This window comes from Kitasatospora sp. HPM-01-4, assembly GCF_051374625.1.
Taxonomy (GTDB): Bacteria; Actinomycetota; Actinomycetes; order Streptomycetales; family Streptomycetaceae; genus Kitasatospora.
In genome coordinates this window covers 3,617,543-3,630,383 of the sequence record NZ_JBPQGP010000005.1, presented here as the reverse complement: position 1 = coordinate 3,630,383, position 12,841 = coordinate 3,617,543, and the positions used below count along the sequence as shown (strand labels likewise).

General features: G+C 70.7%; 18 protein-coding genes. 2 read left to right on the top strand and 16 right to left on the bottom strand.

Features of this window, described 5'->3' with window-relative positions; translation table 11 throughout:
- Positions 1-93 precede the first annotated feature (93 nt).
- The 16 genes from ACSMTC_RS15475 to ACSMTC_RS15400 form a co-directional block, all read right to left on the bottom strand.
- Positions 94-1,494, bottom strand: coding sequence for a tyrosine-type recombinase/integrase (locus tag ACSMTC_RS15475; protein WP_436560266.1), 1,401 nt, complete (start codon positions 1,492-1,494; stop codon positions 94-96).
- Positions 1,494-1,679 (bottom strand): helix-turn-helix transcriptional regulator, encoded by a 186-nt coding sequence (locus tag ACSMTC_RS15470; RefSeq protein WP_436560265.1) that lies wholly within the window; start codon positions 1,677-1,679, stop codon positions 1,494-1,496. Before ACSMTC_RS15470 ends, ACSMTC_RS15475 begins: the two co-directional genes overlap by 1 nt.
- Before the next feature lie 257 nt (positions 1,680-1,936).
- On the bottom strand, positions 1,937-3,931 hold the full coding sequence (locus ACSMTC_RS15465; RefSeq protein ID WP_436560264.1) for a YfjI family protein: 1,995 nt from the start codon (positions 3,929-3,931) through the stop codon (positions 1,937-1,939).
- Positions 3,932-4,006: 75 nt separating this feature from the next.
- A complete protein-coding gene (locus ACSMTC_RS15460; RefSeq protein WP_436560263.1) occupies positions 4,007-4,282 on the bottom strand; it encodes a hypothetical protein in 276 nt (91 codons plus the stop codon).
- Between the two features lie 17 nt (positions 4,283-4,299).
- The gene (locus ACSMTC_RS15455; protein ID WP_436560262.1) at positions 4,300-4,659 is read right to left on the bottom strand and encodes a hypothetical protein; all 360 of its coding nucleotides are present in this window, start codon (positions 4,657-4,659) and stop codon (positions 4,300-4,302) included.
- Positions 4,656-4,787: a hypothetical protein gene (locus ACSMTC_RS15450; protein ID WP_436560261.1), complete on the bottom strand. Its 132-nt coding sequence runs from the start codon at positions 4,785-4,787 to the stop codon at positions 4,656-4,658. The genes ACSMTC_RS15455 and ACSMTC_RS15450 overlap by 4 nt, the downstream gene beginning before the upstream one ends.
- 54 nt (positions 4,788-4,841) lie before the next feature.
- On the bottom strand, positions 4,842-5,078 hold the full coding sequence (locus ACSMTC_RS15445) for a hypothetical protein (RefSeq protein WP_436560260.1): 237 nt from the start codon (positions 5,076-5,078) through the stop codon (positions 4,842-4,844).
- 262 nt (positions 5,079-5,340) lie between these two features.
- Positions 5,341-6,477: a hypothetical protein gene (locus ACSMTC_RS15440; RefSeq protein WP_436560259.1), complete on the bottom strand. Its 1,137-nt coding sequence runs from the start codon at positions 6,475-6,477 to the stop codon at positions 5,341-5,343.
- Position 6,478: 1 nt separating this feature from the next.
- The gene (locus tag ACSMTC_RS15435; protein WP_436560258.1) at positions 6,479-6,943 is read right to left on the bottom strand and encodes a hypothetical protein; all 465 of its coding nucleotides are present in this window, start codon (positions 6,941-6,943) and stop codon (positions 6,479-6,481) included.
- Between the two features lie 12 nt (positions 6,944-6,955).
- A complete protein-coding gene (locus ACSMTC_RS15430; protein WP_436560257.1) occupies positions 6,956-7,993 on the bottom strand; it encodes a hypothetical protein in 1,038 nt (345 codons plus the stop codon).
- Positions 7,986-8,120: a hypothetical protein gene (locus tag ACSMTC_RS15425; protein ID WP_436560256.1), complete on the bottom strand. Its 135-nt coding sequence runs from the start codon at positions 8,118-8,120 to the stop codon at positions 7,986-7,988. The genes ACSMTC_RS15430 and ACSMTC_RS15425 overlap by 8 nt, the downstream gene beginning before the upstream one ends.
- A 206-nt stretch (positions 8,121-8,326) precedes the next feature.
- A complete protein-coding gene (locus tag ACSMTC_RS15420) occupies positions 8,327-8,593 on the bottom strand; it encodes a hypothetical protein (protein ID WP_436560255.1) in 267 nt (88 codons plus the stop codon).
- A 17-nt stretch (positions 8,594-8,610) separates the two neighbouring features.
- Positions 8,611-8,940 carry an RRQRL motif-containing zinc-binding protein gene (locus ACSMTC_RS15415; RefSeq protein WP_436560254.1) on the bottom strand — a complete coding sequence of 110 codons (330 nt, stop codon included), beginning with the start codon at positions 8,938-8,940 and terminating at the stop codon, positions 8,611-8,613.
- 44 nt (positions 8,941-8,984) lie between these two features.
- Positions 8,985-9,323, bottom strand: a complete 339-nt coding sequence (locus ACSMTC_RS15410; RefSeq protein ID WP_436560253.1) for a hypothetical protein — start codon at positions 9,321-9,323, stop codon at positions 8,985-8,987.
- Entirely contained in the window at positions 9,320-10,345 is a 1,026-nt protein-coding gene (locus ACSMTC_RS15405; protein WP_436560252.1) for a DUF2637 domain-containing protein, read from the bottom strand. The genes ACSMTC_RS15410 and ACSMTC_RS15405 overlap by 4 nt, the downstream gene beginning before the upstream one ends.
- A gap of 79 nt (positions 10,346-10,424) precedes the next feature.
- Positions 10,425-10,712, bottom strand: coding sequence for a hypothetical protein (locus ACSMTC_RS15400; protein ID WP_436560251.1), 288 nt, complete (start codon positions 10,710-10,712; stop codon positions 10,425-10,427).
- A 564-nt stretch (positions 10,713-11,276) separates the two neighbouring features.
- Between ACSMTC_RS15400 and ACSMTC_RS15395 the strand changes: the two genes are divergently transcribed.
- Positions 11,277-12,125, top strand: coding sequence for a GntR family transcriptional regulator (locus ACSMTC_RS15395; protein ID WP_436560250.1), 849 nt, complete (start codon positions 11,277-11,279; stop codon positions 12,123-12,125).
- Positions 12,122-12,808 carry an HAD family hydrolase gene (locus tag ACSMTC_RS15390; RefSeq protein WP_436560249.1) on the top strand — a complete coding sequence of 229 codons (687 nt, stop codon included), beginning with the start codon at positions 12,122-12,124 and terminating at the stop codon, positions 12,806-12,808. Before ACSMTC_RS15395 ends, ACSMTC_RS15390 begins: the two co-directional genes overlap by 4 nt.
- The last annotated feature ends 33 nt before the right edge of the window (positions 12,809-12,841 follow it).

Below are 12,841 nucleotides of genomic sequence, written 5' to 3'. Positions count from 1 at the left end.
CGCGCCGGATGGTCGTTTTGGGCGGTTTGTCTCACCCTGTTTCGCTCGGATCCCAGTCCTGACCAGCAGTTACGGACCAGGCGCGGACCAAGATTAGGGACTCGCGTTTGTCGGCGGGGGTGAGGTCCGCCGATTGAGGCGCTCGGTGATGAGCTGATTCGCATGATCTTCGTCACCGTGGACGCACTTGGCGTAGACCCGGAGCAGGACGGCGATGCTGTGGCCCGCCCGCCGGGCGCACTCCGCTGGTGACACTCGGGAGGCCAGCCAGAGCGAGATCCCGGCATGCCGGGCGTCGTAGGGGCGCTTGGCGAGCGGGGTGGCCTGCTCTTCCTCGCTGAGCACTTCGGCTCGCGCGGCGGCCCAGACGACGCCGTATCCGCTCTCCTGCACCATGCCGTTGCGGAAGGTCCGGAACAGACGGCCGTCGGGTGCGGTGCCGTACCGCTCGATGTGCCCCCGCAGCAGCTTCACCAGCTCGGGTGGGATCGGCACAGGCCGGGTGGCTTTCTCCGGCCGGTGCTTCAGGCCCCTGGGGTCGTGCGACGTGCCGTTGTCGGTCCAGGACGACCCGACGCGGGGGCTGTTCCCGTTGAGGTTGAGTTTCCCCCAGCCCTCCGCCGGCAGGACGCACCGGTCCTTGCGGAGGTGGACCACTTCACCCGGGCGCATGCCCGCGTAGTACATGCACGCGAAGAACGCCACCAGCCGCGGCCCGCGCCGCCCCTGCCGGCCGACGGCCTCCAGCATCGCGGCGGCCTGCTCGGGGCTCATGACGTACTCGGGATCGACCTCCTCCTCGGTTCGAGGCGGTTGCCACTGCACCGACGGCAGCGGGTTGGCGGTCAGCAGGCCGTCCTCAACGGCGCGTCCCAGGACGTGGTTCAGAATCCGGCGCTTCCGGAGCGTCGTGGCAGCGGCGGCCTTGGTGCCGTCCAGCTTCACCGAGAGGGCGGCGAGCAGGCGTCGGACCATCTTCGGGTCCGCCAACTCGGACACGTCCACCGAGTTCCGCGCCACCCACGCCAGGGCTCTGGCAACCTCGGCCGGCGGCTCATCGGTCCAGCGGTTCACGTTGAAGGCCCAGCTGTAGAGCGCGCGTCGAACCAGCAGCTTGTCCGGCATCCCGGTCTTGCTCTTGACCAGCTCGAACGTGACGCTCGCCAGGGCGTCCGCCCACGTCGTCCGCGTCTTGGCCGGGGCGCCGTCCCATCGAGCCTCGACGTAGTTCCGCCCGTGCTGGTACCAGGTAACGGAGTTCTGCTCCTCCTGGCGCCTGCGAAGCTCAGCAAGCGGGAGACCGGTTTCGACGTCGAAGGGCTGGTGAGAGGCCGCCGCCATGAGCAGTTCGGCCTTCCGGCCGTCCGCCTGAGTCTTGGTTAGGTAAGACTCGGAGCACTCGTTGGTGTCCACGACCCACCGGACCATCCACGGCTTGCGGCGGTCGGGCCGGTGGCGGTGCTCCCAGAAGGTGACTTTGTAGGAAGTGGGCATCAGGCGGCGACCTCGCACGAGTCGAGCCACGCGTCCAGGTCGGCCCGGTCGACCCGGACCTGACCGTTGGGCAGCTTGATGAGGCGCGGACCCTTGCCTCGGGCCCGCATCCGGTAGAAGGCGGCGCGGGACATGTCGAGTTCGGCGAGCACGGCGGGGAGCTTGAGCAGTTCGCGCTTGGGCATGGCGAAGTCTCCGGCTGTGAGTGCGGATGGTGGTTGCGGAGCGTCACGACCTCCGCGCGTGGACGGGGCTGGAGGCCGGAAAGTGTCAGGGATGTCAGGGAAAATCGCTGACCTGGGGTTTTGGCTCCTGGCGGGGCGTCAGGGATTGTCAGGGATGTCAGGGAAATTCGCCTTTTCCCTGACATCCCTGACGTTCCCTGACAGGCGGTCAGGCGGTGTTTTCGCAGGTCAGGGATTTTCCCTGACATCCCTGACGGTTACGGGGCTTCCGTCGCGTCCACGGGGGTGTCCAGGGTGGGGTGGATACGGTACGTAGTCGCGGGTTGGCGGCCTCGGCGGCCGTCGGTGGGGGGCTGGTCGGTGCGGAGGTAGCCGTGCTGTTCGAGCAGGTTCAGGGCGGGTTCGACGTCGGCGACCTTCTTGAAGCGGCGGCTGCTGGCGACGGCGTCGTGGGCTTTGATGTGGGTGCGGTGGGTGCCGTCCTTCTTGGGGCGCTGGAGCCACTGGAGGATGGCGTGGGCGTCCTCGGTGGCGGGGTCGGCGGCGATGAGGTCGAAGACGGCGAGGGTGTGGGCGGTGTAGTAGTCGGCGATCTGGGCGGCGCGCTCGACGGTGGCGGCCTCGAGGTCGGCGCGCCAGGCACTCTGGTCCTGGTCGGCGGCGATGTGGTCGGCGAGGTGGAGCAGGACGGCGATGCGGGCGATGTGGCCGACGAGCTTGCCAGCCCAGTCCTTGATGTGGGAGAGCGGCTGGTCGGGGCGGAGCTGGACCTCGACGCGCTCCTGCAGCTTCTCGATGGCGAGGTCGGCGGCCTGGTTCATGACGACGGTGACCGGTTCGGTGAGGTCGGTCATGGCGCGGAGCAGGCGGGTGAGGTTGCGGTCGTAGGCGTTCGCGGCCTTGTCGGGGATGGGAGTGGTGCGGACCTTGCGGTAGCCGAGGTTGGAGGGTGGGAGGGAGTAGAGGAAGCGGGCGAGCAGGCCGCGGTCGCGGGCACCGGGGGCGGCGCCGAGTTCCTGGAGGACGGCGGGCTGCGGGGTGACGCCGATGGTGAGCGCCGGGCGGTCGACGGTGGGCTGTTCGCGGGTGATGCGGTCTGTCTGGAGTCGCTCGCCCTTGTGGGCCTGGAGGAACACGCCGAGGTTCGGCTTGCTGCTGTAGCGGCCGACCATGTTGTCGAACAGGTCGCCCTCGGGGGAGAGCGCAGCCAGGCAGCGGTGCACGGCGAGCTGGCTGGTGACGGTCTCGGAGGTGATGTCCCCGGACAGGGTCAGGCGCGGGCTCGGCGGGACGGTGATCTCCTCGGCGAGCATCTTGGCGGCGGAGATCTCCGCGACGAGCTGGGCGCGGTCGAGGTCGGGGTTCTTGCGGGCCTTGGCCATCAGGGCCTCTACCTCGGCGAGCGCGGTGTCCTTGGCGGTCTCGGCCTCGATGATCGCCGCCTTCGCGTCGGCCTGAAGCTCAGCCTCGACCTTGTAGACCGGGCCCATCGTGAACGCGAAGACGTCGGACTTGCGGCTGGCCGGGGGCATCGCGCAGGTCAAGTAGAGGTTGGACTGCTCGCGCCAGCCGGGCCGGATCTCCACGTTCACCCGGCCGCCGGCGGCGGTCGACAGGGCGGCGAGGGCCATGGTGGCGGCCGCGTCGGGCGGGGTCTGGGTGAACTCGGCGACCGCCTCGACGTAGGCGCCGACCCACCCGGGCAGAGCCTGCACGGGGAAGGTCGGCAGGGCGGCGTGGGAGCCGAGCGGGACGGGGTCGAGCCAGGTGTCCCCGGCGGCGAGGTCCACCAGCGCCGCGAGGGCGGCGGTGCGGACGGCGTCCAGGTCGGCCTCACCGTCGCCGGCCATGTGGGCCAGGCGGCTGGTGGCGGTGCCGATGCGGCGGCGCTCGGCGGCGACGCGCACGATCTCGGCGTAGTAGTCGCCGTTGGCGGCACTCGGGGTGGCCTCGATGCAGGTGTGCAGGTAGGCGGGCCCGCCGACGCGGCCCAGGTCGCCCTGGGCGCGCAGGACGCCGGTCAGCAGCAGCGGGTCGACCGGCCGCTCACCGCCGGCCATGCGCGTGATGGTGCGCCAGATCGTCTCGTGGGCGGGGTGGTGGAACACGCCGGGGTGGCCGAGCTGGGCGGCGAGGGCGGGGATCTGGGCGGGGTCGAGCAGGGCGGCGCCGATGACGGCCTGTTCGGCGGCCTTCACCTCGGCGGGTTCGGGCCGGAACGGGATCACGTTCGGGGCGTACTCGGTGGTCACGCGGGCTCCTTTCATGCGGAGCGGAGCGGCCCGCACCCGGGCAGGAGACGGGTACGGGCCGCGAGGGGGTGAAGGTCAGAGGTCGATCGGGAGCGGGATCTGGCCGTCGCACACGGACTGCGGTGCGGGCGGCATCAGCGCGTCGAGGGCGGCCTGGTGGCGCTCGTCGTCGGCGAGGCAGATCACGCGCCCATCGGCGGTGATCAGCCACTCGGGGTCCTCGTGGACCAGCTCGGCGGCGGATTCGCAGGTGGTGGCGTGGACGGCGCGCTGGTCGCCGCTGTCGGATCCGTATGCGGTGCCGCAGACGTCGCACTCGGCGACGTGGCAGGTCACGGTCTTGATGGGCACAGGTTCTCCCTGGCGTGTCAGAGGTCGAACAGGGAGTCCGGCCCGGTGGCCGGGACGCTCGCCTGCTGGGCCTTGTGGGCGGCGCGGTGGGTGGCGTCGTGGCAGGCCGGGCACCAGGCGGAGACTTGGTGCTTGGGCAGGGCGGCGGCCTTGTGGGCGGGCAGGAGCATGTCGGCCGGGTCGGCGGGGGCGGCGATGAGGTGGACGGTGCCGCCGCCGTGCCGGTTGTTGTAGCCGCCGTGGACGCGGTCGCACCGGCCGCCGGTCTTGGCGTGGTTCTTGCCGCAGGTGCCGCGGCACTGACAACGACCGGAGGCGGCGGCCATAACGGCTTGCCATAGCCCCTGTTGGTCGCCGAGCGGCGGGATCCGGTTCACGCGGTCACCTCCAGTTCGGCAGCACCGTTGGCGGTGGCGCGGTCGAGGGCGATCTCGGCGGCCTTCTCCTCCTCGCGGGCGGGGTGCTCGACGTCGTCGCGGTCCCGGGTGTCGTACTCGTCGTGCATGTGACGGCCTTTCGAAGCTCGGTTACGTGGGGTGATGGCGGGGGTGGAGTGGGTTCAGTGGGTGATCCACCGGTAGAGGGCGGCGAGGAGGCCGAGTCCGGCGACGGCGGCGATGGTCTTGGGGTCGAGTCCCCGTCGGTCGGGGTCGTCGGCTTCGGTGATCGATTCGCCGTCGGGGATCAGTCCGCCGTGGGCGGTTCGGCGGTGTTCGTCGCGGGCGGCGAGGGCGTCGTCGTAGTGGCCGGGAGGGGAGGAGGCGGAGCATGATCCGCAGCGGTAGGAGTACGGCAACAGATGTCCGTTTCGGTCTGGTATGCGCGGCCTACCGTTTGCGGTAGGGGGCGGTAGGGCTCGGTAGGGCGTTCGGTAGGTGTGCAGGTCAGAGCATTGGTAGGGCGGCCGGTAGGGCCCTGGTAGGGGCCTCTGGCCGGCAGGGGAGGGGAGGGACTGCCGGGCCCTCTGTGGGGCCCCTTCGAAAGGGGTGCGGAGAGGGCTTGATGCCCCCTCATCTGGCGCCTCGGAGAAGGCTGCTGGAGGGGCCGGGCGTGGGGTGTTAGGCGGCCGCTGTGGGGGTGGCCGGGGCGGGGCCGACGGGGGGCTCTTCGGCGGTCCGGTCGGGGACCAGATGAGGGGGCAGATGGGGGGTCCGGCCGAGGTGTCGAGTGAGCTCTTCGTAGTGGACCCCGACCCGGTTGACCTTGCGGCCGTTGACGGTCAGTGACAGCGGGTCCCGCAGGGGGATTCCGAGCGCCCGCAGGTAGGCGCCGAGGGAGGGGGTGTCCCACTGCTCGTCGGTGATGAGCCCGCGCTCTTTCAGGTCGGTCAGCATGTCCTCGACGTGGACTCCCTGACGTCGCCCCCGGACCCCCTCCGCCCAGCGGGCGGCGACCATGTGCTCGACGTAGCGGCGGAACCGGTCGGCGATCTCCTCCGGGCTGAGCGGGGGAGCCTCCACCACGGCGTCCTCCTCCCCTTCCTCCCCTGCCTCGTCGTAGGGCTCTTCCTCGTCCTCCTCCTCACCGACCTCGTCGTCCTCGTCGTACGGCTCGTCCTCGTACACGCTGTCCCCACCCGCGTCTTCCTCACCCGCGGCCTCCTCGGCGGCGGCCGGGGTGGTGGGTGAGTACATCCAGGCGAGCGCGCACCAGGGGATGGCTACGGCGGGGACGGACCAGGCGGGGGAGGACCAGCCGGTGTAGATGATCAGGTAGATCCCGAGGCCGAGTCCGCCGAGCCGGATCAGCCAGGCCGGCGGCTCGCCGTGCCCGCTGTCGGCCGCACTGTCCGGCTTCTCCGGCTCGGGCTCTTCGGTCTTGGACTTCTTCGCGGTCTTCTTGGCCTGCTTGGCCTTGCGGGCGGCCTCGGCGGCGGCCTTCTTGGCGTCCCGCTTGTCAGCCCCGTGCGGGAAGAAGACCCGCAGCGCGTCGCCTTCCACGACCCACGTGCAGGTCTTGCTGATGAGGACCACCGAGCCGATGACCAGGCTTTTAATGCTGTGCGCGTTGATCAGGTAGGGGCGGGTCCAGGCGGCCGCTTCGGAGAGGCGGCGCCGGACTTCCGTCGCCTCCTCGCTCGTCCCCTCGCCCGCATCCTCAATGTCCTCGATGTCGTCGGGCGCTTCTTCCACCTGCTCGTCCTCGGGTGCGGTGTCCTCGGGTGCGGTGGTGTGTTTGTCGAGGTCGATGGGCATGTCAGCCGCCCAGGCCGGGGATGGAGTGGACGACCTTGACGATGATGATGGCGCCGAAGCTCCACCAGCCGCCGGCGGTGTCGAAGAGGACGGAGGCGGTGAAGCCGAGGATGGTCGCGCGCCAGCGGCTGTGGGTGCGCAGTCCGATCCAGGCGCTGATGATCAGGGCGAGGGCGCCGGAGCCCCAGGCGGCGGCGGGTGCGCTGGTGAGGCCGTGGATCAGGGCGGCGATCGCGTCCCATCCGGCCGCCGCGTAGAGGTTGCCGGTGACGAATCCGGCTCCGGCGAGGTGTTCCCACTTGATGTGCCGGTCGATCTTGGGGTTGACGCCCTTCTTCAGCAGGAAGATCACGGCGGCGCTGGCGACGGCGGCCAGTCCCCCGGCGGTGATGGCTCCCAGGCTGAAGCCGCCGAGGTCGCTGGCGGGGGCGGCGAGGAACGTGGCGGGCACGGCAGAGCTGAGCATCGTTTCCTCCGGTCAGTGGGAGAGGGGGGTGAGCAGGACGGCGAGGATGGTGGTGGCCATCGGGACGCGCAGGAGCCAGGCCAGGGGCGGCCACCACCCACGCGTCTTCCAGGCGATCCAGCCGCCGGCGGCGACGAAGACCGCGCCCATCCAGAACTGGGTGCCGGGGTCGTGGAACCAGACGATCAGGTGCTCGGCCTTGTCGAGGCAGTCGAAGCCCCAGCCGACGATGCCGGGGGCGATCCACTTGAAGGCCCAGCGCACGCGCGGGCCGTGCCAGCCGCTGCCGGTGCCGGGCGGGGTGCCCTGCAAGACCTCGGGTAGGCGACCCTTCTTCCGCGGCTGTTTCGGGTCGCTGGCCTTGACCTCAACCTCGACCTTGACCTCTTGCTCCACCGGCTCGGCGGGCTCAGGGTCGGCGGGTGGCTCCCCGCCGCCGGCCGGGTAGTTGCACACGGCGTTGCACCGGAAGGTGCACCCGCCACAGCCCTCGCCGTCCCCGCCGTCGGCGGGCGGTTCGGCGCCCCCGCAGCCGCCACCGGTGCCGGTCGGCGGCTGGGAGGATCCGCCGCCTCCGCCGGGCTGCGGGTTGGAGCGGGCGGGGGACGTGGAGGGCTTCTGCGGGATCTTCGTGGTGACGGTGACCTTCGCCGACACCTCGGGCATGACCGGCCCCGAACCGTCATCTCCCTCCCCTGCCCCTGGAGTTGAGGGGCCGGGGCGGCGGAGGTACCAGGGCTCGACGTCCTCGACGTCCGGCGTCGCGCCTTGCCGGGCGGCGGGCAGGGTGGTGATGTCGTGGGCCAGGGCCTTGTCCCGCAGGGCCGTGAACCAGGTCGGGGCCGGGTCGTGCGGCGGCTCGGTCAGCCGGTCCGCCCGCTGGTGGTCCTGGGCGGTCAGCGGCGGGTAGTCCGGCTTCGGCGGGACCTGCTCGCCGGCGGGGATGACCCGGGTCGGGGTGATCACCTCGGGCTCGGGCTCGGGCTTCTCGGTCTTGGGGGTGGAGTCCCACAGCCACGCGGGCAGCTTCGGCTTGCTGGGGTCAGGCATCGTGGGACTTCCTTTCCGGGCGGTGTGGGTCGGTGAGCAGGCGGCGGGCGGCTATCGCCAGGAGCGTCCAGCCGGAGGTGGCCGCGCTGCCCGCGAAGAACACGAAGAACGCGAGGTCAGGGGACATGTGCGGCCTCTCTGGGCCGGGCCCGCAGACGGCGGGCGGCGAGGTGATGGCAAGCCGGGGTCCGGCCCGGGCGGCCGGCGGGCGGGGGCTCAGGGCAGCCACGGGCTACCGGCGGCGCCGCTTCCCGAGCACCACTCTGGACATGGCCATGCCAGATAGGTGCTCGGGAGTGAGCGACGGAGAGTCGAACCGGGCGGGGGTGGCGGTCAGAGCTGGGCGGGCCGGGGCCAGGGGATGGCGCGGCAGTCGGTGGCGTGGCCGTTGGCCCTGTTGCGGACGGGACCCCGCTCGTCCTCGTAGTAACTGGCCTCACCGCAGCCCAGGCACAGCCACTTGAAGGTGGGGCAGCCGTGCCCGGTGCTGCCGCCGCTCGGGTAGAGCGCGACCAGGGCGGCGCCCTGGGTCAGGAAGACGGCGACGGTGCCGACCGGCAGGCCGGTGGCCGGGTTCGCGTGGACGATGTTGGCGGGCATCGGATCCTCTTCTCGGGTCAGGCCGCGGTCGGCATGGCATCGGCGCAGGACAGGCAGGTGCCCAGATGAGCAGGCAGGACGTAGCCCGCATCCAGCCCGCAGACGGGGCACAGGCGGCGGGCCCGGTTCGCGGCGGCGAGCGCGGCCCGCTTCGCGGCGGTCATCGGCCGGACAGGCAAGGCGAGTTCGCGGCGGTAGAGGTAGGCGGCCCGCAGATCCTTGGAGCGACGGGAGCGCCACAGGACCTGCGCGGCCACCGGCTGACCGCCGGGCCGAAGCCCGGCGGCACGCAACTGGCGGTAAGCCAGGAGACCGTCGGGGGCCATGCGCCACGGGTAGGTGGGCATGCCCCCATGCCGGCCCCCGTCCGGGTCCCAGAAGCGCGGTCGGCTCACGCCGCCTGCTCGTCGTTGTCGAGTACGTCGTAGTAGCCGTACATCTCGACCGGCACGCCCGCGAAGGCGGCGTGGACCTTCAGCCAGCCGAGGCTCCCGGCCTGGTCGTGGGTGACCTCGGTCGGGTCGAAGCCGAGGGCCTCGCGCCACCGCTCGAAAGTGGTGAGGCCGTCGTGGACGTCGATCCGCAGGCCCCACAGGCTCTCTGTCCTGAAGTTCTGCAGGCTGATGGTGACGGCGGGCAGGTCCCGGTGGGCGGAGAGGATGGACAGCAGGGTGCCGGCGGCGCCGATCTGGTCGCTGGCGGTGGTGCTGGTCTCGATGCTGGTGGTCACGATGCCTTCTCCTCGGCAGAGTCCATGGTGGGTGTCGCGTCGGTGGTGACGGGCACGGCGTGCAGGGCGGGCCGGGTGTCTCGCAGGTCCTGGTAGCGGGCGGCGACCCATCCGGCCGACCAGCCGGTCAGCTCCATCGCCCGCCGCTGCGGCAGACCAGCGGCCGCCGCGGCTTGGACGGTCAGCCGGGCCTGCTCCTCCGGCAGCCGTTCGGTCGCCGGTGGCGCGGTGAGAAGCTCCTGCCGCAGCCGCTCGGCTTCCTGCTTCGCGCGCTGGTCGTGGTCGCGCCGCTCGTCCCGCTCACGGCGCTCACGCTCGCTCGCCTCGCGCTCACGCCGTTCGCGGTCGGCCTTCTCGGTGGCCTCCCGTTGCTGCCGCTCCGTGCGCTCGACGGCCTCACGGCGGGCTTTCTCCTCCCGTTCCTCGCGGACCATCCGCTCCTCGTGCTCACGCTGCTCTCGCGCCTCGCGGGCTTCGTGCTCGCGGCGCTCACGCTCGCGTCGTTCGGCGGCCTCGGTCTCGGCCATGCGGTCCGCTCGCGCCTGCTGCCGCTGTTCCTCGGTGCGGTGTTCGCGCTCGGCCCGCTCAGCGTGCTCAGCGGCCTCACGGGCGGCCAGCGCGGCGGCGATCGCGCGCCGGTAGGCCAGGGAGGTCTCCGCCGTGACGATGAGCAGCAGCGGCGCCACCGAGTGGACCGCCACCCCCACCAGATCGTGCTGAAGCGCACTCAGACCCACGTTGAGCAGCACCGTCATGACGCCGGTCATCCACCGCAGCACCGCCGGCCAGCGCCCGCCGTTGCCGCCGAGGCGGGCCAGCGTGCTGTCCATACGGACCACGATCACCACCGCCGCGTCCACGACCAGCGGCAGGATCGGAGCCGTCCACTGCCACCCCTTCGGGGTGTGCCCGGACATGAGCGGGGTCACCGTGAGCACGCTGTAGAGCACCGCGCCGAACGTGATCGTCCACGTCCCGACGGCGAGCGCCCGCTCCGCCGAGCGGATCTGGGCCGGACTCATCGGGGCCTTCACTCCGACCACCGTCCCGGCTGCGACGAGCGGCCGGTGAGCGCGATCACGGTGACCGTGAGCGCCCCCGTCATGCCGCGACCCGCTCGACGCTCGCCGCGCGGCGGATGACCGCCGGGCGCCGCAGCGGCGCCGGCGCCATCATCAGCAGCCGCTCGGCGTACGCGGCCAGCACCGGGTCCTCCCGACGCAGATCCGCCAGGATCCCAGCCGCAGCGTCCACCCGAGCGCCCCGCTCCTCCTCGCTCTCACCGGGCACCCCGGTGAACAGCCGGGTGAACTCCGAGTCCACGCCGAGCGCTAGCTCGGCGAACTCGTCCTCGTTCATGGCCGTCTGGCCTGCAACAATCGACCTCACGGGTCTACCTCTTCCTGTAGGTGAGTGGGCCCCAGGGCCGCCGCGCGATCCTTGGCCGGAGCGCGGCGGCCTGACTCAACCGGCCCAAGCTGCTTGCCTGTTACGAGCAGCCACGGCACCCCGGCACGCGCCGCCTTATCGCGGGCGGGTGTCGGGGACCGTGGTCACTGGTGAAGCAAGATGTTGGCTCTCAGCTGGACGCGGACCGCTCGCCCCGGGGAGATCCCTCCCGGAGGTCGTCGCTGGCTAAGGTCAGCCGCGCCGTTCTTTTGAGTCGGTTGCGTTGTCCCCCACACGGAGGGGTCGGGGTTATGAGCCCCTTCTCGGCCGACTGGTCTCCACTCACCCCGACCGGCATGGTCACGGACGGACTGCGGTGGTGGATCACACTCTTGAGTTGTCGAATGAACATGCATTTGTGCAGCTCAGAGCAGCCCAAAGAAGGCCCCTCTGTGTCGCCCCTGTCTCACTTGGTGCGGCACTCACAACATAGAGAACCTGCTTAGGCAGGTCAAGAGAGTTGGGTTTCTCGCGTCTGTTGGGTACCTGTCCTAGCATTGGTCCATGGCCCTAGACCCGGATGACTCTCGCCCCCCGTATCAGCAGGTCAGCAGCTCTCTGCGGGCCTCGATCCTCACGAAGAAGCCGGGCTTCGAACCCGGCGACAAACTTGCTTCCGGCCCTCAACTGGCGAAGCACTTCGGCGTGGCGCGCGGCACGGTGGACAAGGCGCTGGACCAGCTCCGGACCGAGGGGCTGATCGTGACCCGCCAGGGAAGCGGCTCGTTCGTCCGTGAGCGCACCTCTCGGCCGGTCGGGCTGCGGCCCCACCTCGAAGCAGCCTTCGAGCAGCAGCAGGTGACGTTGGACTTCGCCGGGTTCTCTAGCGAGACGCTGCACAACGCGCTGCAGGAACCGCTGGACAAGGTTCGCTCTGGTCGGCTGGCACCGGAGTCCATCATGGTCCGGCTGCTGCTGCCGGACACCACGGTGCCGATGGCCGTGCCGGTACTGGTCGACGGTCTCCAAGACGAGGTTGCACTCCGGGCGCGCGCTCGGAACATCGCGCTGACGAACGCCGGCGGGATCGCACACTCGGTGGAGATGCTGGCAGAGCTGGGGCTCGTCCAGAAGGCGAGCGTCGAGGTCAAGGTCCACCGGGCGTCCAGCCTGTTCAAGCTGTACATCCTGAACAGGTCGGAGGCCTTCTTCGGCTTTTACCCGCTCCGCGAGCGGACCGTGACGATCGACGACGCCACACACACCTTCTATGACGTGACCGGCAAGGACACCACCCTGTTCCATCACGCCGCCGGCCCGGACGACGCCTCACTCGGATCGCAGTACGTCCAGCAGGCCCAGATGTGGTTCGACAGTGTGTGGGGCACGATTGCCTACGAGCGGCAGCCATGACCACCGCCCCTCAGCAACTCGCCGACGTACTGCGGCCCGTGAAGCACGTGCTTCTCGACTTCGATGGCCCGGTGTGCTCAGTCTTCGCTGGCCTCCCCGCCCCGGAGGTCGCGCGCCGACTCCGTGAGGGCCTGCTCGCCACCGGCGAGCGGGCCCCGGTCGGGGCGGAGAGGGAGAGCGACCCACTCGCCCTGCTCCGCCTGGTCGCGGACGCCCAGCCCGATCTCACGGAGAGCATGGACGCCGCGCTGGCCGCGCTGGAGACCGAGGCTGTCCGGGTGGCCCGCCCGACCCTGGGCGGAGAATCGGTTCTGCGCACTGCTGCCCGCTCCGGTCGGCTGGTCTCGGTGGTCAGCAACAACGCGGGCGAGGCAATCGAGGCCTACCTCGCCGAGCATGGCCTCAGCGATTACGTGGCCGGCATCTTCGGGCGAGTCCCGGGAGACCCCTCCTCCATGAAGCCGAACCCGCGCCTCCTGCTCGAAGCCATGGAAGCCGCGGGCACAGGGCCGGAGCGCTGCATCTTCATCGGCGACGCGGCCCGGGATGTGGAAGCGGGACTGGCTGCCGGCGTTCCCACGATTGGCTTCGCCAATAAACCTGGAAAGAATGCAAAGCTGGCATCGGCTGGCTCTATTGCGATAATTGACTCGATGCAGGAGCTGGCGGATATTCTTGCATGATGTCAGGAATTCTTGCGCGCGAGTGGCGGGCTG